The 23368-nt window shown below is 68.0% G+C and carries 21 protein-coding genes; 11 read left to right on the top strand and 10 right to left on the bottom strand.

What is annotated here, in order from left to right; all coding sequences use genetic code 11:
* Positions 1-141: 141 nt before the first annotated feature.
* Positions 142-1689: an AMP-binding protein gene (locus K309_RS0115240; protein WP_029047231.1), complete on the bottom strand. Its 1548-nt coding sequence runs from the start codon at positions 1687-1689 to the stop codon at positions 142-144.
* A 269-nt stretch (positions 1690-1958) separates the two neighbouring features.
* Here K309_RS0115240 and K309_RS0115245 point away from each other — a divergent pair, with 269 nt between their 5' ends.
* Positions 1959-3104: an acyl-CoA dehydrogenase family protein gene (locus tag K309_RS0115245; protein WP_029047232.1), complete on the top strand. Its 1146-nt coding sequence runs from the start codon at positions 1959-1961 to the stop codon at positions 3102-3104.
* Between the two features lie 39 nt (positions 3105-3143).
* Positions 3144-4379 carry an acyl-CoA dehydrogenase family protein gene (locus K309_RS0115250; protein ID WP_029047233.1) on the top strand — a complete coding sequence of 412 codons (1236 nt, stop codon included), beginning with the start codon at positions 3144-3146 and terminating at the stop codon, positions 4377-4379.
* A gap of 36 nt (positions 4380-4415) precedes the next feature.
* Here K309_RS0115250 and K309_RS0115255 read toward each other — a convergent pair whose 3' ends face one another.
* Positions 4416-4979, bottom strand: a complete 564-nt coding sequence (locus K309_RS0115255; protein ID WP_029047234.1) for a nuclear transport factor 2 family protein — start codon at positions 4977-4979, stop codon at positions 4416-4418.
* A 113-nt stretch (positions 4980-5092) separates the two neighbouring features.
* Between K309_RS0115255 and K309_RS0115260 the strand changes: the two genes are divergently transcribed.
* Positions 5093-5635 carry a MarR family winged helix-turn-helix transcriptional regulator gene (locus K309_RS0115260; protein WP_029047235.1) on the top strand — a complete coding sequence of 181 codons (543 nt, stop codon included), beginning with the start codon at positions 5093-5095 and terminating at the stop codon, positions 5633-5635.
* Positions 5636-5648: 13 nt separating this feature from the next.
* Here the strand turns inward: K309_RS0115260 and K309_RS0115265 are convergent, their stop codons facing one another.
* Positions 5649-6872, bottom strand: a complete 1224-nt coding sequence (locus K309_RS0115265) for an IscS subfamily cysteine desulfurase (RefSeq protein ID WP_029047236.1) — start codon at positions 6870-6872, stop codon at positions 5649-5651.
* A gap of 387 nt (positions 6873-7259) precedes the next feature.
* Between K309_RS0115265 and K309_RS0115270 the strand changes: the two genes are divergently transcribed.
* From K309_RS0115270 to K309_RS0115305, 8 genes are all read left to right on the top strand, one after another.
* Positions 7260-7799 carry a flavin reductase family protein gene (locus K309_RS0115270; protein ID WP_029047237.1) on the top strand — a complete coding sequence of 180 codons (540 nt, stop codon included), beginning with the start codon at positions 7260-7262 and terminating at the stop codon, positions 7797-7799.
* Between the two features lie 36 nt (positions 7800-7835).
* A complete protein-coding gene (locus K309_RS0115275; protein ID WP_029047238.1) occupies positions 7836-9320 on the top strand; it encodes a 4-hydroxyphenylacetate 3-hydroxylase family protein in 1485 nt (494 codons plus the stop codon).
* 53 nt (positions 9321-9373) lie between these two features.
* Positions 9374-9754, top strand: coding sequence for a cupin domain-containing protein (locus K309_RS0115280; RefSeq protein WP_029047239.1), 381 nt, complete (start codon positions 9374-9376; stop codon positions 9752-9754).
* Positions 9755-9756: 2 nt separating this feature from the next.
* Complete coding sequence (locus tag K309_RS0115285) at positions 9757-11118, top strand: amidase (protein WP_029047240.1); 1362 nt, start codon at positions 9757-9759, stop codon at positions 11116-11118.
* 50 nt (positions 11119-11168) lie between these two features.
* The gene (locus tag K309_RS0115290; RefSeq protein WP_029047241.1) at positions 11169-12395 is read left to right on the top strand and encodes an ABC transporter substrate-binding protein; all 1227 of its coding nucleotides are present in this window, start codon (positions 11169-11171) and stop codon (positions 12393-12395) included.
* 66 nt (positions 12396-12461) lie between these two features.
* Positions 12462-13151, top strand: coding sequence for a DUF2848 domain-containing protein (locus K309_RS0115295; RefSeq protein WP_029047242.1), 690 nt, complete (start codon positions 12462-12464; stop codon positions 13149-13151).
* A gap of 238 nt (positions 13152-13389) precedes the next feature.
* Positions 13390-14526, top strand: a complete 1137-nt coding sequence (locus tag K309_RS0115300) for an FAD-dependent monooxygenase (RefSeq protein WP_029047243.1) — start codon at positions 13390-13392, stop codon at positions 14524-14526.
* Positions 14527-14590: 64 nt separating this feature from the next.
* Complete coding sequence (locus tag K309_RS0115305; RefSeq protein ID WP_029047244.1) at positions 14591-15433, top strand: IclR family transcriptional regulator; 843 nt, start codon at positions 14591-14593, stop codon at positions 15431-15433.
* A 72-nt stretch (positions 15434-15505) separates the two neighbouring features.
* On the opposite strand, the gene K309_RS0115310 is transcribed toward K309_RS0115305, so the two are convergent.
* The 7 genes from K309_RS0115310 to K309_RS0115340 form a co-directional block, all read right to left on the bottom strand.
* Positions 15506-16513 (bottom strand): Bug family tripartite tricarboxylate transporter substrate binding protein, encoded by a 1008-nt coding sequence (locus K309_RS0115310; RefSeq protein WP_029047245.1) that lies wholly within the window; start codon positions 16511-16513, stop codon positions 15506-15508.
* A 9-nt stretch (positions 16514-16522) separates the two neighbouring features.
* Positions 16523-17350 carry an IclR family transcriptional regulator gene (locus tag K309_RS0115315; RefSeq protein WP_029047246.1) on the bottom strand — a complete coding sequence of 276 codons (828 nt, stop codon included), beginning with the start codon at positions 17348-17350 and terminating at the stop codon, positions 16523-16525.
* 611 nt (positions 17351-17961) lie between these two features.
* Positions 17962-18693 carry an SRPBCC family protein gene (locus tag K309_RS0115320; protein ID WP_029047247.1) on the bottom strand — a complete coding sequence of 244 codons (732 nt, stop codon included), beginning with the start codon at positions 18691-18693 and terminating at the stop codon, positions 17962-17964.
* Positions 18683-19159: a (2Fe-2S)-binding protein gene (locus tag K309_RS0115325; protein ID WP_029047248.1), complete on the bottom strand. Its 477-nt coding sequence runs from the start codon at positions 19157-19159 to the stop codon at positions 18683-18685. The genes K309_RS0115320 and K309_RS0115325 overlap by 11 nt, the downstream gene beginning before the upstream one ends.
* A 9-nt stretch (positions 19160-19168) precedes the next feature.
* On the bottom strand, positions 19169-20035 hold the full coding sequence (locus tag K309_RS0115330) for an FAD binding domain-containing protein (protein WP_029047249.1): 867 nt from the start codon (positions 20033-20035) through the stop codon (positions 19169-19171).
* A complete protein-coding gene (locus K309_RS0115335) occupies positions 20028-22325 on the bottom strand; it encodes a xanthine dehydrogenase family protein molybdopterin-binding subunit (RefSeq protein WP_029047250.1) in 2298 nt (765 codons plus the stop codon). Before K309_RS0115335 ends, K309_RS0115330 begins: the two co-directional genes overlap by 8 nt.
* A 58-nt stretch (positions 22326-22383) precedes the next feature.
* Entirely contained in the window at positions 22384-23328 is a 945-nt protein-coding gene (locus K309_RS0115340) for a Bug family tripartite tricarboxylate transporter substrate binding protein (RefSeq protein ID WP_232232399.1), read from the bottom strand.
* Positions 23329-23368: the final 40 nt, after the last annotated feature.

Genomic DNA, 23368 nt, shown 5'->3' on the forward strand with positions numbered 1-23368 from the left:
CGTAAACGCGGGCGGCCGCGCGCCGCCGAGGGTTCCGGGTCTCTTCAGGCGGCCTTCCGGCTGGATTAAGGGGCGGCCCCGGCCCCCCCCTCGCCCCACCGCCCCGCTCGCCGGACGCCAGCCGGATGCCGGGGCTCGCCTTCACACCAGCTTGTTGCCGTGGCCTGCCCAATAACGGTCGCGCAGCAGCCGCTTGAGCAGCTTGCCGGTCGGCAGGCGCGGCAGTTCGGACTCGAAATCGACCGAGCGCGGGCATTTGATAGTGGAAAGGTTGGCGCGGCAGAACGCAATCAGCTCGGCCGCCAGCTCCGGACCAGCCTGCGCCATGTCGGCCGGCTGCACCACGGCCTTGACCTCCTCGCCGAAATCCTCGTTGGGCACGCCGATCACCGCCACGTCCAGCACCTTGGGGTGCGTCATCAGCAGGTTCTCGGCCTCCTGCGGATAGATGTTGACCCCGCCGGAGATGATCATGTTGGCCTTGCGGTCGGTCAGGAACAGGTACCCGTCGGCATCGGCATAGCCGACATCGCCGATGGTGCTCCAGTCCGGATGCTGCGGATGGCGCGATTCCGCCGTCTTGGCCGGGTCATTGTGGTATTCGAAGGGCCGGCCTTCGGCAAAATAGATCGTGCCGGGCTCGCCCGGCGGCTGCAGTTCGCCGTCGGGGCCGCAGATGCGCAGCTTGCCGACCATGGCCCGGCCCACGGTGCCCTTGCGCTGCAGCCATTCCTGCGTGCTGACCACGGTCACGCCATTGCCCTCGGTGCCGGCGTAGTATTCCCAGATCACCGGTCCCCACCACGCGATCATCGCCTCCTTGACCTGCACCGGGCACGGCGCCGCGGCATGGATCGCCACGCGCAGCGACGACACATCATAGGCCTCGCGCTGCGCCTGGGGCAGCTTGAGCATGCGCGAGAACATCGTCGGCACCAGCTGCGTATGGGTGATGCGGTGCTGCTGCACCAGCTGCAGGTACTGCTCCGCGTCGAAATGCTCCATCACCACCGCGGTACCGCCCAGCGCCTGCACCGCCATGTTGTAGCGCAGCGGCGCGGCATGATACAGCGGCGCCGGCGACAGGTAGCGGCTCTCGGCATCGAAGCCATAGAGCCGCTGGCACAGGCTGGTCAGCGTGGTGGGATCCTCGATGCGCGGGCTGGCCGGCGGCGCATACACGCCCTTGGGCCGGCCCGTGGTGCCCGAGGAATAGAGCATATCGCCGCCGGTCACTTCTTCGGCGATGCGCGTGGTGGGGCAGCGTGCCAACGCCGGTTCATAAGCATCGTAGCCGGGCACCGTGCCGTCGAGCATCAGCCGGCGCTTCAGCGCCGGCGTCTGCGTCACCAGCGAGGCCGCGATCTCCGCCTGCGCGTGCGTGGTCACCAGCACCTGCGCGGCGCTGTCATTGACGATATAGGCGGCGTCGGCCGCGTTCAGCTTTGTGCTCAGGCAGATATAGATGATTCCGCTGCGTTGCGCGCCCCAGCACAGCTCGAACAGGCGCGGATGGTTCTCCAGCATGAAGGCCACGCGGTCGCCCGGGCGCAGCCCAAGCGCGCGGAACAGGTGTGCCACCTGGTTCGAACGCTCGTCCAGCTCGCGGTAAGTGACGACTGCGCCGCTGCTGCCCATGATGACGGCCGGCTTTTCTGGCGTGCGCTGCGCGTGGATGGACGGATGCATGGCGTTGGGCTCCTTCGACAGCGGTTCGCTGGATTGGGATGGGTGATCCCGCATTCTGTGAACGACCCGCCGGTTCAACCATCGTCGGAAGCGACGAAGCGCGGCGTCGGCATTTTGATGCGGTGCCGCATGAAACGACACCTGCGGGGCCCCGTGCAGCCCCTGCGCACCTTCGTCGAATGCGACGATGCGCTGCCCGGCGGCGTGCCCGGATCATGCTGTCGCGGGTTATCGCAAGCACGCCATCCCCCATTCCCGAAGGAGCCGAGGTGGATTTCAAGTTCAGCGAAGAACAATCGATGCTGCGCGACACGCTCGCGCGTTACCTGGCCGACCACTACGATTTTGAAGCACGCCGCGCCGCGGTCCAGTCCGCGGCGGGCTGGCGGCCCGATTGCTGGCGTGCGTTCGCGCGCGACCTCGGCATCCTGGGCGCGGGCTTCAGCGAGGCGCTCGGCGGGCTGGGCGGCGGCGCTGCCGAGCACATGATCGTGATGGAGCAGTTCGGCCGCCACCTGGTGCTCGAGCCGTATCTTGGCACCGTGGTGCTGGCCGGCGGCGCGCTGGCGCAAGGCAGCCCGGAACTGGCGGCGCAGTGGCTGCCCGCCATCATCGGCGGCGAGGCCACCGCCGCCTGGGCGCATGCCGAGCCCGCCAGCCGTTATTGCCGGCACGACGTGCAGGCCAGCGCCACGCGCGCTGGCAACGGCTACAAGCTGAGCGGGCACAAGCACGTAGCCGTGGGGGCGCCGTTCGCCTCGCACCTGGTGGTCAGTGCCCGCACCGCAGGGGCGCGCCGCGACCGCGAGGGCATCAGCCTGTTCTGGATCGCACGCGACACGCCCGGCGTGACACTGCGCGAATATCCCACCTTCGACGGCATGCGCGCGGCCGAGGTGCTGCTCGACAACGTGCAGGTAGCCGCCAGCCAGCGCATCGGCGCCGAAGGCGAGGCCTTCGCGCTGATCAAGCGGCTGTGCGACCACGCCATGGTCGCGCTGGCCGCCGAAGCCAACGGCGCGATGGCGCGCATGCTGGCCGACACCATCGACTACGCGCGCCAGCGCAAGCAGTTCGGCGTGCCGATCGGCACGTTCCAGGTGCTGCAGCACCGCATGGCCGACATGTATATGCAGCTGGAGCAATCCGTGGCACTGACACAGGTCGCGGCGATGCAGGCCGGCGGCGCACCGGCAGCTTTCGCGCAGGCGGCGTGCGCGGCCAAGGTCCAGGCCGGCCAGGCCGGTGCCTTCGTCGGCCAGGGCGCAGTGCAGATCCACGGCGGCATGGGCGTCACGGAGGAACTGGCGGTGGGCCACTACTTCAAGCGCGTCACGGCGATCGACCTGCAGTTCGGCTCGGCCGAGCACCACCTGCGCCGCTACGCCGACCTGCTCTATCCCGTCGCGGCCTGAACCGCCAATCCCTGACGACTACCCCAGCGAGGCCCGTCGATGCATCTCGATTTCTCCCCGCAAGACCGGCAGTTCCGTGAAGACGTGCGCGCCTGGATCGCCCAGGCCTATGACGACGAATTGCGTGCGATGATGGCGCAGTCCAAGAACGGCTATCTCGACAAGACCGGCCAGGTGCGCTGGCAGAAGGCGCTGCATGCGCGCGGCTGGGCCGCGCCCAACTGGCCGCAGGAATATGGCGGCCCGGGCTGGACGCCGGCGCAGCGCTTTATCTTCCAGTCGGAGCTGGCCGCGGCCGGCTGCCCGCCGGTGTCGCCGATGGGGCTGAAGATGGTGGCGCCGGTGATCATGAAGTACGGCACGCCCGCGCAGAAGGCACGCTTCCTGCCGCCGATCCTGGCTTCGGACGTGTGGTGGTGCCAGGGCTACTCCGAGCCCAATTCCGGCTCCGACCTCGCGTCATTGCAGCTGCGCGCCGATCCCGGTACCGACAGCGACGGCGAGCACTACATCCTGAACGGTTCCAAGATCTGGACCACGCATGCGCAGTGGGCCGACTGGATGTTCTGCCTGGTGCGCACCAGCCGCGAGTCGAAGCGGCAGGAAGGCATCTCGTTCCTGCTGCTCGACATGCATACGCCCGGCATCACGGTGTCGCCGCTGCCGACGCTGGACGGCCCCCCGGCCGGGCAGCAGGAAGTGAACCAGGTCTTCTTCGAGAACGTGCGCGTGCCGGCGGAAAACCGCATCGGCGAGGAGGGCAAGGGCTGGACCTATGCCAAGTACCTGCTGGAGTTCGAGCGTGGCGGGACCTACAGCCCGACGCTGCGCAAGCAGCTGGCCAAGGTGGCGCAGATCGCCGCGGAGCAGAGCGCCGACGATGGCGGGCGGCTGCTCGACGACCCCGCCTTCCGGCGCAAGCTGGCCGCGCTGCACGTGCGCGCCGCCGCGCTGGAGGCGGTCGAGCTGCGCGTGTTCTCGGGCGTGGAATCGGGCACGTCGATCGGGGCGGCGTCCAGCATGCTGAAGCTCACCGGCACGGAGACGTTGCAGGCGGTCAGCGAGCTGGCGGTCGAGGCCGCCGGTCCCGCCGCGCTGCCGTTCGTGCAGGACACCTGGGCCGCGATCCAGGGCCGCGAGGCCGCGCCGCGCGTCGGACCGGACTATGCTGCCGTGCTGGCGCCGCGCTATTTCAACTACCGCAAGGCGTCGATCTACGGCGGGTCGAACGAGATCCAGCGCAATATCATCGCCAAGCTGGTGCTGGGGCTTTGACGGCGCATGCCGGCAGGTTCGCCCTGCCGGCAGCCCTTAGACAAATTCTTTCATGAACGCCAGCCTGGCATCAGCCGATGCCTGGGCTTGAACCGCCACCTGCAGCGTCTGCGACGGCAGCCACGGGTACGGCAGCGCAGCCTGCAAGGCGACCAGCATGGCCGCGCCGGCATCCGGCACCACGTCCATCCGCGCGATATGGATGTGCAGGCTGCCGATGCGGAACGTCCCATCCGGCTGCCGGGCAAAGCCCCAGCGGTAGACGCCCTTCCCCGCGCGCAAGGTGTGCGCCGCCGTCTCGCGCATCAGTACCAGCCACGGGACCGTCAGTGTGGTGCCATCCGCCGCCGGCGACAGGTCGCCAACGTAGTAGGTCCGGCAGCGGTCGAAGGTCTTGGCGAAGTCAGTCACCAGCGTGGCCGCGATCGCCGCGGCGCCTTCCGTCTGTGCCGGAAAGCTGATGGTGTCCGTATCGATGGAGAAGGTCAGCGTGGCATCCGTTGCGAATGCCTCGTGGATCAGCGCGGGACGGTTGTTGTCCTTGGCCTCGACATAGCGGGCCAGCAGCGCCTGGGCTTCGGGTAGGGAGATCGGATTCATGGAGTCAGCGCGTTGGCGCAAAAGGAGAGGCCGGACAGCACGGCAGGCCGTCCGGCGAGTTTGGTAGAATTTGGCACAAAGCTTGCGTTACAAGCTAATCGAACAATCCGCCGATGGCTACGACTCCTGCAAACAAGACCCTGACCATCACGCATCCGGCTTGCCTGATCGATGGCTCGGACCGCGAATTCCGGCACCTCGTCAATGGCCTGCTGCCGTTTGCGGCGCGGCTGCTGTCGGTGCGGGACGGCTTTGGCAACCTGGTCGGGCTGACCGGCGTGCAATATTCGCTGATCCGCTCGATCGCCCACCTGTCGCAGCAGGGCGAGGTGACGGTGAACCAGCTGGCCGACCACCTGCACCTGAGCGGGCCGTTCATCACCATCGAGACCGGAAAGCTGAAGAAGCTCGGCCTGATCGACAAGAAGGCGCATCCCGACGACAAGCGCAAGATGCGCCTGACCATCACCACGGCGGGCAGCAAGCTGCTCAATGAACTGCTGCCGGTGCAGCAGCAGATCAACGACGTGCTGTTCGACGGCGTCACCCGCACCGAATTCAAGGTGCTGTGCTCGGTGGTCGACCGCCTCGTCGCCAACGGCGACCGTGCCGCGCTCGACCTGGAGCACCTGCAGGCGCGCCGCCTGAAAGGCTAGCGGCACGCCGCCGTCAATGCGCGGCCCATTGCACCGTGCCGACATCGATGCCCTCCTGATGCATCTCCCACAGCGGGCTGAGCTCGCGCAGTTTTGACACCGTCGCACTGACCTGCCGGATGACTTCATCGACTTCGGCCTCGGTGGTGTAACGGCCCAGCGTAAAGCGGATCGAGCTGTGCGCGAGTTCGTCGCTGCGGCCCAGCGCGCGCAGCACGAACGACGGCTCCAGCGATGCCGAGGTGCAGGCCGATCCCGAAGACACCGCCACGTCCTTGATGCCCATGATTAGCGACTCGCCCTCGACATAGTTGAAGCTGATGTTCAGGTTGTGCGGGATGCGGTGTTCGAGGCTGCCGTTGACGTAGACCTCGTCCAGCCGCGACAGGCCCGCCAGCAGCCGGTCGCGCAGCGCCCCGACACGGCCCCCCTCCTCTTCCAGTTCCAGCCGCGCCAGCCGGAAGGCTTCGCCCATGCCCACGATCTGGTGCGTCGGCAGCGTGCCGGAACGCATGCCGCGCTCGTGGCCACCGCCATGGATCTGCGCCTCCAGCCGGATGCGCGGCTTGCGGCGCACGTACAGGGCGCCGATGCCCTTGGGCCCGTAGACCTTGTGCGCGGTCACGGTCAGCAGGTCGATCTTCAGCGCCGCCAGGTCAATCGGGATCTTGCCCGCGGCCTGCACCGCATCACAGTGGAACACGATGCCCGCCGCGCGACAGATCTCGCCGATCCGCGCAACCGGCTGGATCACGCCGATCTCGTTGTTGACCATCATCACCGACACCAGGATGGTGTCCGGCCGCACCGCCGCGCGCAGGACATCGAGGTCGATCAGGCCGTCGGGTCCCACATCGAGATACGTCACCTCGAAGCCCTGGCGCTCCAGTTCGCGGCAGGTATCGAGCACGGCCTTGTGCTCGGTCTTGACCGTGATGATGTGATTGCCCTTGCCGCGATAGAAGTGCGCCGCGCCCTTGATCGCGAGGTTGTTCCCCTCGGTGGCGCCGGAGGTCCAGACGATCTCGCGCGGGTCGGCATTGAGCAGCGCCGCGACGTGCGCACGCGCCGTTTCCACGGCCGCTTCCGCCTGCCAGCCGTAGCTGTGGCTGCGCGACGCCGGGTTGCCGAACTGCTGGTGCAGGAACGGCACCATCTTGTCGACGACGCGGAGGTCCACCGGCGTCGTCGCGCTGTAGTCCATGTAGATGGGGAGGTTGTCTTGCTGGTTTTGCATGGGGCGCATTCCTGGCTGCGGAGGGAGTACGACCGGGGGGAAAGCGAACCCGCGCAAACCCGCTGGTCAGGGAAAGTGCGGCCGAGTCTAGCACCGGGCAGCGCGCCGACGCGCAGGCGCCATGCTGGCAATAGGGTTGCTTCGTGCTGTCGAACGGGCCTGCGCAACGCCCGCCTCGTTTCCCACGTCTCCCGCAAACCGTTGTGCCACAAGGCATTCCGGCATTCACGCAGCGACGCTGCGAACCGGCAAAACTTGCCGCCTAGGGTTTCCACCAACTTGAATACCGCAATTTGTTAGCATTCAATGAAACCTAACTTCCAAAGCTAAATACCAAAACAAACTGCGGCGGCCGGATCGGTTGCCCAAACATGCGTAGGAGTCGTGATGGCTGAGTCATCTGTCGATCGGGGCGTCGTACTGGACGCCGACGCGCAGCGCCGTTTCCGCAACGCGCTGGCCATGTTCGCAACCGGCGTCGCCGTGATCACGGCGCCGCGTGCCGGCGAGGTCCCGGTCGGCATCACGGTGGCGTCGTTCAACTCGGTATCGCTGGATCCGCCGCTGGTGCTGTTCTCGGTCGATCGCCGCTGCCTGAGCCTGGACGACCTGCGCAGCGCGCCGCGCTATGCGGTCAACGTGCTGGCCGAGGCGCAACAGGATATCTCGAACCGCTTCGCTCGTGCGAACTCCGGCAAGTGGGAGGGCATCGACTTCGGCGGCCAGGGCAACCGCGGCGACAGCCACGTGCTGCTGCCGGACACGCTGGCGACGTTCGAGTGCGAGCCCTTCGCGATGCATGAAGGCGGCGACCACGTGATCTTCATCGGGCGGGTGGTTCGTCACCAGTCCCGCCACGACGGCCGGCCGCTGATCTTCTTTGGCGGCAAGTACCGGGCGCTGGAAGACAGCCCTGCCGCCGCCTGAATCCAACAACACAAGCAGTCAGCACAGGAGAACGACATGATCAAGACCGGCACCCAGCACATCGCCATGCTGCGCGATGGGCGCGAAGTGTACCTGGATGGCAAGCGCGTCACCGACGTCACGGTGCACCCCGCCTTCCGCAACTCGATCCGCAGCTACGCCAATCTGTACGACTTCCAGGCGCGTCCCGAGAACGCCGACAGGATGACGTTCCGGCCGGAAGGCAGCGACCGGCGCGTCAGCCGCATCTGGCAGCTGCCCGGCAGCTACAACGAACTGGTCGAGCGCCGCGAGATGCTGGAAGCCTGGACCGCGCTGCACTACGGCTTCATGGGCCGCTCGCCCGACCATGTCGCGTCGTGCATCTCCGGCATGTACATGGGCATCGACGTGCTCGAGCAGGCCGATCCGGCGCGCGCCGGCGCGTTGCGCGACTACTACCGCTACGCCCGCGACAACGACCTGTTCCTCACCTATGTGATCGTCAACCCGCAGGCCAACCAGGCCAAGGCGGCGCATGAGCAGGAAGACAAGTACCTGGCGGTGGGCATCGTCGACCAGGACGCCGAAGGCATCACGGTGCGCGGCGCCAAGATGCTCGCCACCAGCGGCATCATGGCCAACGAGGTCTTCTGCAGCTGCATCCAGCCGCTGCGCGAGGGCGACGAGATGTATGCGCTGTCCTTCGCGGTGCCCATGAACAGCAAGGGCCTGAAGGTGATGTCGCGCAAGTCGTACGAAGCCAGCGCCACCTCGGTCTTCGACAATCCGCTGGCCAGCCGCTTCGACGAGAACGATGCGGTGCTCTACTTCGACGACGTCAAGGTACCCTGGGAGCGGATCTTCGTCGCGGGCGACGTCGCCATGTGCGCGAAGCAGTTCCATGCCACGCCGGCGCACGTCTACCAGAACTACCAGTGCCAGGTGCGGCTGATGGTCAAGCTGCGCTTCCTGGTCGGCCTGGCGCATCGCATCACCGAGATCAACGGCACCGCGGGCTTCCCGCAGGTCAAGGAACTGCTGGGCCAGCTCGCCGCCGAGGCGGGCATGGTCGAGGCCTGGGTCTACGGCATGGAAGCCAAGGGCCAGGTCAACCAGAACGGCTATTTCATCCCCGACCGCGGCATGCTGTACGGCTCGCAGGTGGTGACGCAGCAGCTCTACGCCAAGGTGCTGAACACGCTGCGCGAGCTGGCCGGCGGCGGCATGATCATGCTGCCCTCCAGCATCGAGGATTTCGCCAACCCCACGCTGGCCGACATCATCGCCAAGACGCAGAAGTCGCCGGTCTGCAGCCCGGAGGAGCGCGTCAAGTTCTTCAAGCTCGCGTGGGACGCAGTCGGCTCCGAGTTTGCCTCGCGGCACAACCAGTACGAGATGTTCTACGCCGGCGCGAGCTTCGTCACCAAGGGCCACGCCTACCGCACCTACGACTGGAAACGCGCGTCGGGCCTGGTCGACAACATGCTCGGCAGCTATTCCCTGCAAGACGAACTGGCCCGTCTGCCGCAGGCCGCCTGAGCGCAGCGAGACCCGCCCCGCTCCCCATCATTGCCTCGATAACGGAGATCAGCATGGCAATCAACAAACTTCACGACGAGTTCCATACCCTGGACCTCTCCTCCGGCTGGGAAGTGCCGGAAGGCTATCCCGCCGGCATCCAGCAGAAGATCCTGTCCGGCGCGCTGGATGAAAGCGGCCGCCGCGGCAGCCGGACCCGCCTGCTGCGCTTCGATGCGGGCATCTTCACCAAGGCGCCGTTCGTCCACGAGTACTGGGAGGAGGTGTACCTGCTCAGCGGCGACCTGACCGTCGGCAACGATGCGAACGGCAACGGCGGCGAAGCCTTTGAGCCCAACACGTACGCCTGCCGGCCGCCCGGCGCCTTCCACGGTCCGTTCCGCTCCGACGGCGGCTGCATGCTGCTGGAAATCCACTACTACGACCCGGCCTGATCATGGAAGCCACCGTGGCCGCCGCAAAGCGCCAGCTCGCCGACGGCAGCGCCAATGCGCTGTCCCTGCTGGCCTCGTGTGTCGAACGCATCTGCAATCCGGGCGGCGAAGGCGCGCGCGTCTTCCCGCACGGCGTCAGCATGGCCGCGCGCAAGCAGGCGCAAGCCAGCGACATGCTGCGCGAACAGGGCGTGGCCGGCGCCCTGGCCGGGGTGCCGGTGTCTGTGAAGGACCTGTTCGACGTGCAGGGCGATGTCACCCGCGCCGGCGCAAAGGTGCTGCCCGAGCGCGCCGCCAGCGCCGATGCCCCGGCCATTGCGCGGCTGCGCGCCGCGGGCGCCGTCTTCGTCGGCCGGACCAACATGACCGAGTTCGCCTATTCCGGCGTCGGCATCAACCCACACTACGGCACGCCGCGCAACCCGTTCGCCCGGCAGGCCGGGCGCATTCCGGGCGGCTCGTCGTCCGGCGCGGCGGTCTCGGTGAGGGACGGCATGGCGCTCGCCGCGATCGGGTCGGACACCGGCGGCTCGTGCCGCATCCCGGCGGCACTGTGCGGCATCGTCGGCTTCAAGCCCACCGCGAGCCGGGTGCCGCTGCAGGGTGCCGTGCCGCTGTCGCCCAGCTACGACTCGGTCGGCTGCCTGGCCAATTCCGTCGCGTGCTGCGCCGCGGTCGACGCGGTGATGGCCGGGGAAGCGCCGCCAGCGGCGCCAGCCAGCCTTGCCGGACTGCGCCTGGCCGTGCCCGGCGGGATGGTGCTGGACGGGATCGACTATACGGTCGCGCAAACGTTCAGCGACGCCTTGCGCCGGCTTTCCGCCGCCGGCGCGCTGCTGCAGGACGTGGACTTCGACAGCTGGGGCCAGCTCGGCGAACTCGGTCACGGCGGCGGGCTGGTGGCAGCCGAGGCCAGCGCCTGGCACGGCAAGCTGATGGCGGCATACGCGGACCGCTACGACCCCCGCGTGCTGTCGCGCATCCGGCTGGCCGACGGGCAGCTCGCGGCCGACTACCTGCGCATGCGCGAGCGCCGTGCCGCGCTGTGCCGGCAGGCAGATGCCGAACTGGCGGGCTTCGACGCCGTGGTGCTGCCGACCGTGCCGATCGTGGCGCCGCTCATTGCCGACCTCGCCGACCTCGACGACCTCGATAACGACGACGCCTTCTTCGCCACCAATCGCCTGCTGCTGCGCAATCCGGCCATCGCCAACATGCTCGACCTGTGCGCACTGTCGGTTCCCTGCCACCGCCCCGGCGAAGCGCCGGTGGGACTGATGCTGTTCGGCCGGCACGGCGCCGACCGCAGGCTGCTGGCAATCGGCATGAGCGTGGAAGCGGCGCTACGGCAGGCGCACAGGTAACCGCCACCAGAGCGGTACTCACTATTCCTAGAAAGACCCAAGGAGACAACATGCCTGATATCCGCATCGGCGCGACCGCGCTCGCCTGTGCCACCCTCATCTCGGGAACCGCCCTGGCGGCCGACCCTGCCCCCGTCAGCGACGGCGTCGTCAAGATCGGTGTCCTCACCGACATGTCGTCCATCTTCTCCGACATCGGCGGCAAGGGCTCGGTGATCGCCGCGCAGATGGCTGTCGACGACTTCGGCGGCAAGGTGCTCGGCGCGCCCGTGCAGGTGGTCAGCGCCGACCACCAGAACAAGACCGACGTGGCCGCCACGCTGGCGCGAGGGTGGTTCGACAACCAGAAGGTCGATGTCATCCAGGATGCGCTGCCGTCGTCGGTGGCGCTGGCCGTGTCCAACCTGGGCAAGCTCAAGCACAAGATCGTCATCGCCAGCGGCGCCGGCACCACGCGGCTCAGCAACGAGGACTGCTCTCCCTACACCATCCAGTACTCTTACGACACCTACGCCTTCGCCGCCAACACGGTCAAGGCGCTGACCCGCCGCGGCGACAACAGCTGGTACTTCCTGACCGTCGACTACGCCCTGGGCGCCTCGCTGGAAAAGGACGGCACCGCGGCGCTGTCGAGCGTCGGCGGCACGCTCAAGGGCAAGGCGAAGCATCCGATCAACTCCCCCGACCTGTCATCGTACCTGCTGCAGGGGCAGGCCTCCGGCGCCCGCGTGATCGGGCTCGCAAATGCCGGCGCCGATACCGTCAACGCGATCAAGACCGCGGCGGACTTCGGCATCAACGGCAGCGGCAAGCAGCGGCTGGCGGGCCTGCACATGTTTATCAGCGACATCCACAGCCTCGGGCTGCAAGCCGCGCAGGGCATGACGCTGACGACTTCGTTCTACTGGGACCGCGACGACGCCACGCGCGCATGGTCGCAGCGCTTCTTCGCCAAGACCGGCAAGATGCCGACGCTGGTCCATGCCGGCGTGTATTCGTCGACCATGCACTACCTGAAGGCGATCCAAACCGCGCGCACCGACGACAGCGACGCGGTGCTCGCCAAAATGCGCGCCACGCCGGTCAACGACTTCTTCGCGACCAACGGCACCATTCGCGCCGACGGCCTGATGGTGCACGACATGTACCTGGTCGAGGTCAAGCGGCCGCAGGAATCGAAGCGTCCGTGGGACTACTACAAGATCAAGAGCGTGATCCCGGCCAGCGAAGCATTCCGCCCGCTCAGCGCCAGCGCCTGCCCGCTGGTCAGGAAGTAGGCCTGCCCCACCATGCGGCCGGCGCTGACGCCGGCCGCCCCTTCCCCGCACAGAGAGCCCCCGAACATGAAGACCCTTACCTTCAATATCGACAGCCGCCAGGGCAAGTCGCAACGCGCCGTCGCCATCCGCCAGCTGGTGGTGGCGGGATGGACCGGCCGCGACGTCGAGGCCATGGAAGCCCATATCCGCGAACTGGAAGAGCTTGGCGTGAAGCGGCCGCCCTACACGCCAGTGTTCTACCGCGTTGCCGCCGAACGGCTGGGCGCCGCGCCGGAGATCCAGGTCAGCGGCGAGGCCAGCAGCGGCGAAGCGGAATTCCTGCTCGTCAACGACGGCGGCGAGATCCTGGTGGGCATCGCCTCGGACCACACCGACCGCGAGGCGGAGACCTACGGCATCACCGTGTCCAAGCAGATGTGCGAGAAGCCCTGCGCGCCGACGCTGTGGAAGCTGACTGAAGTGCAAGGCCACTGGGACCGGCTGGTGCTGCGCTCTTACGCCACCATCGACGGCGAGCGCGTGCTGTACCAGCAAGGCGCGGTGACGGCGATGCGCTCGCCGGCCGACCTGCTCGACCGCTTTGCCGGGCACGGCGGCAGCTTCGGCGAGGGCTCGGCGATGCTGTGCGGCACGCTGCCGGCCATCGGCGGCATCCGCCCGGCGCAGCGTTTCGAGATAGAGCTGGAAGACCCGGTGCTGGGCCGCACGCTGCGCCACGCGTATGCGATCGCGACGCTGCCGGTGGAGGGTTGAGCATGGCGCGCCATCTATTCCGCCGCGGCAAGGTGGCGGCCAACGACAGGGAGGCACGGCCATGCCGCAGGCCTTCGGACGACCGGAATAGCTCCCCACTACGCGTTAACCCTTGGTTGACGCCTGATCCCTCGCACGCATAGACTTTTTATGAACATATCGTTCATTTATGAACATAACAAGTCAGCGCGCGCCCCACCGTTCCGGAACGCCTCGCTGGCGTTACCGGAACGGCAACATGACTTTGAAGATCGGCATCAACGGCGCCGGCATTGGCGGACTGGCCGCGGCCATCGCGCTGCGCAAGCTCGGCCTCGACGCAGTGGTTTATGAGCAGGCGCCGCGTTTTGCCCGCGTCGGCGCGGACATCAACCTGACACCCAACGCGGTGCGCGCGCTGGATGGCCTGGGCGTCGGCGACGCGCTGCGCGAGACCGCGGCACGGCCTTCGCACCGGATCAGCCGCACATGGGATACCGGCGCGGAAACCTCGCGCCTGCCGATGCAGGAAGACGCCGAGCGCCGCTACGGCGCCCCGCAGCTCACCATGCATCGCGCCGACCTGATGACCGCGCTCGAGGCCGCGGTGCCCGCCACGAACGTGCGCCTGGGTCACAAGGCCGTGGCCATCGCGCCGGACGCTGGCGGCGCCACGCTGCGCTTTGCCAATGGCACGGAGGAGCGCGTCGACGTGCTGGTCGGCGCCGACGGCATCCATTCCACGGTGCGCACCGCGCTGCTCGGCCAGGAAAGCCCGATCTTTACCGGCGTGGTGGCGTACCGCGCCGTGGTGCCCGCCGAAAAGCTGGCCGGCGTGCCAAACCTTGGCGCCTTCACCAAGTGGTGGGGTCCGGATGCCGCCACGCAGATCGTCACCTTCCCGCTCAACCGCGGCCGCGACATCTTTATCTTTGCCACCGTGGCGCAGGAAACATGGCGGCACGAGTCGTGGACCACGCCGGGCCGCGTGGAGGACTTGCGCAGCGCTTATGCCGGCTTCCATCCGGAGGCGCGCGCGCTGCTCGATGCCTGCGACGAGGTGCTGATTTCCGCGCTGTACGTGCGCGACCCGCTGCCGCAGTGGTCGCGCGGCCCGGTCACGCTGCTGGGCGATGCCTGCCATCCGATGATGCCGTTCATGGCGCAGGGCGCCGGCATGGCGATCGAGGATGGCGTGGTGCTGGCGCGCTGCCTGGCTGATGCGGCGAAGGATGGCGCTGCCGCCGTGCCCGCGGCGCTGGCCCGCTACCAGTCCGCGCGCCACGAGCGCACCAGCCGCATCCAGATCGGCTCGCGCAGCAATGCTTGGCTCAAGGAAGGCGGCAATGCCGACTGGGTGTACGATTACGACGCCTGGAACGTGGCGCTGGGCTAGCGCCCCGCTTCGTTCCCCCGGCACGGCCGCCTGCGCGGCCGTTTTCATTGCCAGCCATCCGAAGATGCCCAAGTCCCGCCCGCCGACCGAAACCGACCCCGACGACAGCGCCGAAACCGAAGACGCCCGCGAAGCCCAGCTGGTCTCGCCGGTGATCCGCGGCCTGCGCCTGCTGCGCTATATCGCCGAAGGCGGCTCAACAGCCAACCTGAGCGAGGTCGGTCGCCGCATCGACGTGAACCGCGTCACCGTGATGCGGCTGCTGGACACGCTTGAGCATGAAGGCATGGTCGAACGCCTGCCGCATGGCGGCCACCAGGTCGGCTTCAATTTCCTCAAGCTCGCGTCGCGCGTGCTGGCATCGAACGACCTGACCAGCCTGGCCGCGCGCGTGCTGGCAAGGCTGAGCGGTTCGCTGCAGCTGTCCGCATACCTGGTGGTGCGCGACGGCGGCCATGCGCTCTACCTGCTGCGCCACATGCCGGCGGCCACGCTGGTCAGCAATATCCAGGTCGGCAGCCGCGTACCGGCGCATCTGACCACGCCTGGCCGCATGCTGATTGCCGGCCTGCCGCCGGAAACACTGAGGGAGTTGCTGGGCCCGGACCCGCTGCCGACCGTGACCGGCCAGAGCCCGGCTACCCATGCACGCCTGGCAGATATCCTTGCCGCCGACCGCGAGCGCGACTGCGCCTGGAGTTTTTCGGCCTACGAACCCGGGATCGATTCGTGCGCGGCACCGGTGCGCGGCGCCGATGGCGAAGTCGTCGCCGCCCTGAGCGTGGCGGGACCGCAGCAGCGTTTCGAGCACGACGGCACGCTGCGCGAACGCGTGGAGAAGGAAGTCAGGGCGGCGGCGCGCGACCTGTCGGCGCTGCTGGGTTACCGTCCTGAGCGCCAGCGCTGAGTGCCAACGGCTCGCGCCGAGCGCCAACGTTTGCCGCCGTCTGCCCCCGCCGTCTGCCCCCGCTGTCTGCCTCTATTCCGCGGTAATCCCGTACTCGCGGATCAGCTTCGCCCATGACGCGGTTTCCTGGCGGATGCGCGCATCGAGCGCCTGCGGCGTGCTGCCGGCCGGTTCCATGCCCAGGCGCTGCAGTTCCGCGCGCACTGCCGGCGTAGCCAGCAAGGCGCGTACGTCGGCGCTTAGCGCATCCGCCGCCTGCTGCGGCGTGGCCCTGGGCACCAGCAGCGCATACCACGAACTGACATCGATGCCGGGCACGCCCTGCTCCGCCAGCGACGGCACGCCCGGTGCCGCCGGCGAGCGCCTGGCCTGCGTCACGGCCAGCGCGCGCAGCTGGCCCGACTGGATGAACGGCGCCAGTGTCGGCCAGGTGCCGAACAGCATCGGCACCTGGCCACCGACCACGTCGTTGAGCGCTTGCGTGGTGCCCTTGTATGGCACGTGCAGCAGCGCAATGCCGGCCTTGTGGCGGAACAGCTCGCCAGCCAGGTGCAGCCCGCTGCCGACACCGGGGCTGGCGTAGCCCAGCGGCTTGCCGCGCTTGTCGGCCTGCTGCGCCAGTTTCACCAGTTCCTGCACGCTGTTCGCCCTGACCGACGGATGCACCGCGAGCACGTTGGGCGAGCCCGCCAGCAGCGACACCGCGCGAAAATCGCGTTCGACGTTGTACGTCAGCGCCGGCATCAGCGTGGGATTGATGGTGAGGTTGCCGGCCGGCGCGACCAGCAGCGTGCAGCCGTCGCCAGGCGCGCGCCGCACGGTGTCGATGCCGATATTGCCGTTGGCGCCAGGCTTGTTGTCGACCACGAAGGGCGTGCCGCGCTTCTGCTGCAGGCCGTGCGCAAGCGTGCGCGCCAGCTGGTCGGCCGGGCCACCGGCGGGAAACGGCACCACGATGCGCACGCTGGCGCAGCTGGCCGCCTGCGCTGTCTGCCCGGACATGGCTGCGGCCAGGACCATGGCCGCACCCAGCCATTGGCGCCAGCGCGCCGAACGCTTCGATAGCCTGAGTTGCTGCATGTTGCTGCCTTATACAAACGGTTTCGGCATGACCGGACGGTAGTCGAGCAGACGCGACAGCTCCGCCGCCGCCTGCCTGACTTTCTCGACCATGCCATCCAGCTGGTCGGGTTCGATGCGCGCGGCGGGAATGGTGGCACCGAGCGCCGCCACCACCTTGCCGGTGCGGTCGCGCACCGGCGCCGCGATGGTCGAGATGCTGGCCTCGAAGAAGCCTTCCTGCAGCACGTAGCCACGCTCGCGGTCGCGCTGGACCATTTCGTACAGCTCCTGGACCGTGCGCGGGGTGCTCTCGGAATACACTTCGAGCCGGTCTTCCGGGTACAGCGCGCGCAGTTCTTCCAGCGTCAGGTCTTCCAGCAGCACCCGGCCCAGCACGGTTGCATGCGCCGGCAGCCGCGTGCCGACGTTGACCGTGCTGGCGAACGGCCGCGCCGCGACCGACTTGGCCACGTAGACGATCGAGCGCCCGTCGCGCACCACCAGGTTGCACGGGTAGTGGATCTCGTCGCGCAGCCGGTCGAGCAGCGGCCGGCCCAGTTCGGTCAGTTCCAGCGAGGCCAGGTAATCAAAACCCAGCCGCAGCACCGCCATGCCCAGGCGGAATTCGCGCCCGCCATCGGTGCGCTCGACAAAGCCCATCATTTCCAGCGTGGCCAGCAGCCGGAACACGGTCGAGCGCGGCACCTTGAGGCGGCGCGCCAGGTCGGCGGCGGACAGGGTGCGCTCGCGGCTGCTGAACTCGCCCAGCAGCCGCAGGCCGCGCTCCAGGCCGGGCACGATGTATTTGTCCTGGCCGCTGTCCTTGTCGTCCTCTTGCGGCGTATCGGTGGTCATGGTCTGTCTCTGCAGGTTTCGGTCTTGGCGTGACGCTTTCATATATCACGCCTGAAAGCGATAGGGTACCTGTTCTGCGGACGAAGACCCTTCTTTGGGGGGGCGGGCTTGTGGAATTGACGTGCAACCCTTCGTTGAGGCGCCGGCCCTCTCCCCCGGCCCTCTCCCGCAAGCGGGAGAGGGGAGCAAACAAGCGGGAAGGGACAGGCCTGCGGGCTCGTCAGCGATAGCACCAAGCGAGCGCAGCGACGCATTCCGTGCCCGGGCCCCCGACCTGAGATGCTGCCGGCGCGCAGCGCAGCCGTAGGCGTTCCTGCGTTGCCGTCAACAGCAGGGGCCCCCAAACCTTCTGGGCTCGTTCAACCAGCATGTCAATTTCGCCGCCGTGGTGCACCCTTGCGGCAGGCAGTCGCGCTATGTGAGGAAGCCCAGCCCCGTACGTGAGCCCTCGCACGCTACGATAAGAGTGGCCGCCCGCAGGGCAGTAAACGCGCTTTCTGGTGACTCTTTGTCGCTCGGACAAAGAGTTACCCGCCCTTTAGGGCGGAACCGGGCATATCAAATATCCACCAGATGCCAGCCGCAGCCCCAGCAAACCAAACAAACAAGCTTCACCGCAAATACTCCCGCAACCAAGCCGCACACTGCTCCCCCTGCGCCGCAGGCCATCGCACCACGATCGTCTCGTCGCGACGCCGCAACTCCACACAAATATCGCTCAGCGGCCCGCGTGCGGCACCGCCACGCCCGAGCAGCCGCGCAACCAGGCCGGGCGCCGGCGACGGCAGCACCGCATGGCCATTTGCGGCAGGCGCGGTGCAGGATTGCGAGCGCACTGGCGAGGACGGCTGCGGCTTGGCTACCGCTTGCGGTTGTGATTGCGTTTGTGATTGCCCCTGCGGCGACAGCCGCGCCAGCAGGTTGGCCCCAAACTCATCCCACATCCGATCCGCCTTGGTCTTCATCACGCTCAGCCCGAACGTGCCAAGCCGCCCCAGCACATCCACCTGCACCCTGATGCGCAACTGCGTCGAGCCATCTTCCTGTCCGGTCAGGAAGATCTCGCTGGACTGGCGCAGCGAACTCGCCACCGATGCGTCCTCGCCGGTACCCTCGGTGCGCAGGTAATGCGGCGCACGGGTCTCCACAATCTTCGTATGCAGCCGGAAGCGCGCGTTGATGAAGGCGATCTTCACCGCCATATGCGCGATGTACTCGACATCGCTCAGGACCTCGATCGATTCCATGCCGGGCACGCAGGCGCCCATCACGTTGGGATCGAGCAGCAGCTCCCACACGCGCGCCGGCGGCGCCGCGGTCACAAGGGTCTTTTCAATTTCCACGCATTTTCTCCGCGGCGGACAGCACGGATTCGACGATGCCCACATAGCCGGTGCAGCGGCACAGGTTGCCGTTCAGGCCGTGGCGGACTTCGTCTTCCGTCGGGTTGGGATTGTTGGCAAGCAGCGCGCACGACGCCATCAGGAAGCCGGGCGTGCAATAGCCGCACTGCAGCCCGCCGTTGTCCATGAAGCACTGCTGCAGCGGATGCAGCTGGCCGTCGGCGGCCAGCCCCTCCACTGTCATCACGTGGCGCCCGCGCACCTGCACGGCAAGCATCAGGCAGGACTTGACCACCTCGCCGTCGACCAGCACGGAGCAGGCGCCGCAGATGCCGGTCTCGCAGCCGCGCTTGGTGCCGGTCAGGTTGAGGTCGTCGCGCAGCAGGTCGGAAAGCAGGCGCCGGGCCGGCACCTCGACCTGGTGTTCTTCACCATTGACGGTGAGTTCGATACTGACTTTGTTCATGGCGATTCCTTACTCCGGGGCCACGCCGAACAGCCCGGCAATGGTGCGGCGCGCGACCACGCGCACCATCTCGCGGCGGTACGTATCCGAGCCGCGCATGTCCGAGACCGCATTGATATCCATGGCGACGATGGCGGCCGCCTCGGCGGCCAGTTCAGACGTCACGGTCTTGCCCGCGAGCAACGCTTCGGCGCGGCGCAGGCGTGCCGGGACCGGCGTCGACGCGCCCACCGCGAGACGGGCCTCCACGCAGAACGCGCCTTCGCGGCGCACCGCCAGCGCCACGCTGGCCAGCGGCCGGTGCTCGGCGGCGGTGCGCAGGAAGCGCGCGTAGCGGCCGTCGGCGCCCGCGCCCGGCGCGGGCAGGCGGATCTGCGTGACCACCTCGTCGGGCGCCAGCGCGGTCACGTAGTAGTCGACCAGGAAGTCTTCGATGGGGATCACGCGCTCGCCGCCGCTGCCGCTGACCACGACCTGCGCCCCCAGCGCCATCAGGCAGCCCGGCGGATCGGTCGCCGGATCGGCGTAGCAGAGATTGCCGCCGATGGTGCCCTGGTTGCGCACCTGCGGGTTGGCGACGCGCGCGGCCATGCTGGCCAGCATCGGGTAATGCGCCTGCACCAGCGGTGAACGCGCCACCTCGGCATGCAGCGTCAGCGCGCCAATGCGCAGTCCGTCGCGGGCATCGAAGCCGATGCCGCGCAGGGCGTCCAGCCGGCCCAGCGACACCAGGTGGCTGGGCGTCAGCATGCGCTGCCGCATGCCGAGCATCAGCGCGGTGCCGCCGGCAAAGACGCGGCAGCTGTCGCCAAGGTCGGCCAGCATGCGGCTGGCTTCGGCCAACGACGCCGGCTCCAGAAACTCGAAATCACGCATGGGCGACCTCCGCGTCCCGCTGCTGCAATGCACGCAAACCCGCCAGCACCTTCTCCGGCGTGATCGGCAGCGACTGGATGCGCACGCCCACCGCATCGAACACGGCATTGGCGATCGCAGCCGCGCCCGGCAGGATCGCAGTCTCGCTGGCACCCTTGGCGCCATACGGCCCGTTGGGATCGTTCGATTCGACCACATCGGTGCGCAGCATCGGCACCGCGTCGGCAGTGGGCATGGTGTAGTCGGCAAAGTTGCCGTTCATCAGGCGGCCTTCCTCGTAGTGCAGGTTTTCATACAGGGCCCAGCCGATCGCCTGCACGGTGGCGCCATGGGTCTGGCCATGCACCGCGAGCGGGTTGATGGCCTTGCCGCAGTCGTCGGCGACAAAGCTGTCGATCACGGTGACCTGGCCGGTGCAGGTGTCGACTTCCACCTCGACTGCCTGCGCCGCGAACGAGTGCGACGGCGCGACGTTGCCGTAGTAGCTGGCGTCATGCATCACGGTAGGCGCGTCATAGGTGGCGCGCACATGGATGCCTTCGCCGCCGTGGCGGAAGATATGCAACCGCGCGATCTCGGCCAGCGTGGCGGACTTGTCAGGCTGCCCGGTTGCAACGATGCGGCCATCGGCAATCGTCAGATGCTCGGCCGCGACGCCCAGCTTCTCCGCGGCCAGCGCCAGCAGCTTGTGCCGCGCCTCGCGCGCGGCGCGCAATGCCGCATTGCCGGCGATGATGGTCACGCGCGACGCCAGCGAGCCCAGACAGAACGGTGCGGTATCGGTATCTGGCACCGTCACCGTCACGTGCGACAGCGGGATGCCCAGTTCCTGCGCGCAGATCTGGCTGAGCATGGTGTTGGCGCCCTGCCCCATGTCGCATTCGCTGGTCTGCAGCATCACGCGGCCGTCTTCGTTGAGCTTGAGCAGGATGGTCGAGCCGTCCCAGTTTCCCAGCGTGCGGTTGCCGCTGACGTGCATCGCCGCCGCGATGCCAACGCCGCGACGGCGCGTACCTGTCCCGCGCGACGCCATGCGCTTCTGGTCCCAGCCGATCGCCTTGCGCGTCATTTCCAGGCACTCGAGCATGCCGGTGCTGCTGATCTTCCAGCCATGCACGCTGGTCGCGCCGGCGGGAATCGCATTGCGCTTGTGCACTTCGATCGGGTCGATGCCGAGCATGTCGGCGAGCACGGTCAGGTGGCAGTTCAGCGGGAACTGCCTCTGCTGCCCGCCGAAGCCGCGGAACGCGCCGCGCGGTGGATTGCTGGTATAGGCCATCACCGCGTGCGAGCGCACGTTCTGCACCTGGTGCATGTTGTCGCTGCGCATGGCGGTGACGTGCATCACGTCGCCGGCGAGGCCGGCATACGCGCCGCACTCGGCGGTGATGCGCACATCCTTGGCCACGATCATGCCGTCCGCGGACAGGCCCATGCGCAACCACACCGTCATCGGCACGCTGGCGCGCGCGCCCTGGAAGTCCTCCAGCCGGTTGTTGACGAGCCGCACCGGCCGGTCCAGCTTGCTGGCCAGGAAGGCACAGATCAGGCTGTTGTTCTCCTCGACGATCTTGGCGCCAAAGCCACCGCCGGTGGTGGCCTGCACCACGCGGATGGTCGACACTGGCCGCTCCAGCGCCTCGGCCAGCCGCATGCGCGCCAGGAACACGGATTGGGTGGAGGCCCACAGCGTCAGCCGGCCATTGCCGTCCTGCGCGGCGACCGAGGCCATCGGCTCCAGGTAGCCCGGGTACTGCGAATGCATTTCGTAGGTGGCCTCATACACGGCGGCGGCCACGGCAAAGCCCGCTTCCACGTCGCCACGCTCGATCCGCATTTCGTGGCCGATATTGCGCGTGCCGGCGTGCAGTTCCGGCGCGCCCTCGGCCAGCGCCGCCGCCGGCGTCAGCAATGCCGGCAGCGGTTCGTAATCGACGCGGATCAGGTCCAGCGCATCGCGCGCCACCTCGTCGCTGACGGCCACCACCGCCGCCACTTCCTCGCCCACGTGGCGCACCACGCCGCAGGCCAGGATGCGCTGCTCCTTGCGGTGCGGTCCCCAGTTGCGGGCGGGCACGTCGTGCCCGGTCACCACCAGCCTTACGCCGGGCAGCGCGCGCGCCGCCGAGGTGTCGATGCCGACGATGCGCGCATGCGGGTGCGGGCTGCGCAATACCTTGGCGTGCAGCATGCCGGGCAGCTTGATGTCGCCGGCATACTGCGCGCGCCCCATGACCTTTTCCCGCGCGGTCACCTGCGGCGTGGACGTTCCCACGATGGCCTTGCTCATGCCGGCCTCCTGCGTGTCGTGTGGCAAATTACGTGTTGCATGAATGCGCTGGCTGCCCTCACTCCGCGGTGATGCCGAGATCGCGGATCACCTTGCCCAGGCGCTCGTAGTCGCCCGCGTTGACCTTGTCGAGCGCGGCTGGCGCGCCGCCCACCGGGATGGCGCCGAAGGTGGCCATCTTCTCGGCCACGTCGGGCAGGCGGATGACTTCATTGAGCGGCTGGTTCAGCACCTTGACCACTTCCGGCGGCGTGCCCTTGGGCGCCATCACGCCATGCCAGGCGCCGACCACCACGTCCTTGTAGCCAAGCTCGGCCAGCGTCGGCACGTTGGGCAGGAGCGGCGAGCGCTTCGCGTCCGTGATCGCCAGCGGGATCAGCCGGCCGGTGTTGATGTACTGCGCCACCGGCCCCAGCGTGACGTAGGCGAAGTTCACATGCCCTGCCACCACGTCATTGACCGCCGGCGCCACGCCCTTGTACGGCACGTGCTGGATCTTCACGCCGGCGGCGCGGTTCAGCATTTCGCCGGCGATGTGCATCGGCGACCCGGCACCCGGGCTGCCATAGGTAAAGGCCTTGCCCGCCCTGGCCGCCGCGATCATCTCCGGCACGGTCTTGACGCCCGCGGCCGGGTTGGCCACCAGCAGCACCGCCTGCACCGCGGTCTGGATCACCGGCGTGAAGCCGTGCAGCGGGTCGTAGCTGGCCGCCGGCGCCAGTTTGAGGACCATCGGTGCCAGCGTGAACGGGTTCGGCGTGTAGAGCAGCGTGTAACCGTCGGCAGGCGCCCGGCTGACAAAGCTGGCACCGACCACGCCGCCTGCGCCCGGTCGGTTCTCGACGATCACCGGCTGCTTCAGGCGCGCGGACAGCTTGTCGGCGTACAGCCGCGCCATGGCGTCGGTATCGCCGCCCGGCGGATAGGCCACGACCATGGTCACGGTCTTTGCCGGATAGGGCGCGGCCACCGCGCTGCCCGCGGCAAGTGTGAGCGCTGCCATGGCAGTGGCGGCAAGGAAAAGGCGGCGGGGGCGATCATGT

This window comes from Cupriavidus phytohabitans (genome assembly GCF_000426345.1).
GTDB lineage: Bacteria > Pseudomonadota > Gammaproteobacteria > Burkholderiales > Burkholderiaceae > Cupriavidus.

Coding starts and splice junctions, on each gene's coding strand:
- K309_RS0115240 (WP_029047231.1), bottom strand. CDS start 1,689: ATGCATCCGTCCATCCACGCGCAGCGCACGCCAGAAAAGCCGGCCGTC.
- K309_RS0115250 (WP_029047233.1), top strand. CDS start 3,144: ATGCATCTCGATTTCTCCCCGCAAGACCGGCAGTTCCGTGAAGACGTG.
- K309_RS0115255 (WP_029047234.1), bottom strand. CDS start 4,979: ATGAATCCGATCTCCCTACCCGAAGCCCAGGCGCTGCTGGCCCGCTAT.
- K309_RS0115260 (WP_029047235.1), top strand. CDS start 5,093: ATGGCTACGACTCCTGCAAACAAGACCCTGACCATCACGCATCCGGCT.
- K309_RS0115265 (WP_029047236.1), bottom strand. CDS start 6,872: ATGCAAAACCAGCAAGACAACCTCCCCATCTACATGGACTACAGCGCG.
- K309_RS0115270 (WP_029047237.1), top strand. CDS start 7,260: ATGGCTGAGTCATCTGTCGATCGGGGCGTCGTACTGGACGCCGACGCG.
- K309_RS0115275 (WP_029047238.1), top strand. CDS start 7,836: ATGATCAAGACCGGCACCCAGCACATCGCCATGCTGCGCGATGGGCGC.
- K309_RS0115280 (WP_029047239.1), top strand. CDS start 9,374: ATGGCAATCAACAAACTTCACGACGAGTTCCATACCCTGGACCTCTCC.
- K309_RS0115285 (WP_029047240.1), top strand. CDS start 9,757: ATGGAAGCCACCGTGGCCGCCGCAAAGCGCCAGCTCGCCGACGGCAGC.
- K309_RS0115290 (WP_029047241.1), top strand. CDS start 11,169: ATGCCTGATATCCGCATCGGCGCGACCGCGCTCGCCTGTGCCACCCTC.
- K309_RS0115295 (WP_029047242.1), top strand. CDS start 12,462: ATGAAGACCCTTACCTTCAATATCGACAGCCGCCAGGGCAAGTCGCAA.
- K309_RS0115300 (WP_029047243.1), top strand. CDS start 13,390: ATGACTTTGAAGATCGGCATCAACGGCGCCGGCATTGGCGGACTGGCC.
- K309_RS0115305 (WP_029047244.1), top strand. CDS start 14,591: ATGCCCAAGTCCCGCCCGCCGACCGAAACCGACCCCGACGACAGCGCC.
- K309_RS0115310 (WP_029047245.1), bottom strand. CDS start 16,513: ATGCAGCAACTCAGGCTATCGAAGCGTTCGGCGCGCTGGCGCCAATGG.
- K309_RS0115315 (WP_029047246.1), bottom strand. CDS start 17,350: ATGACCACCGATACGCCGCAAGAGGACGACAAGGACAGCGGCCAGGAC.
- K309_RS0115325 (WP_029047248.1), bottom strand. CDS start 19,159: ATGAACAAAGTCAGTATCGAACTCACCGTCAATGGTGAAGAACACCAG.
- K309_RS0115330 (WP_029047249.1), bottom strand. CDS start 20,035: ATGCGTGATTTCGAGTTTCTGGAGCCGGCGTCGTTGGCCGAAGCCAGC.
- K309_RS0115335 (WP_029047250.1), bottom strand. CDS start 22,325: ATGAGCAAGGCCATCGTGGGAACGTCCACGCCGCAGGTGACCGCGCGG.
- K309_RS0115340 (WP_232232399.1), bottom strand. CDS start 23,328: ATGGCAGCGCTCACACTTGCCGCGGGCAGCGCGGTGGCCGCGCCCTAT.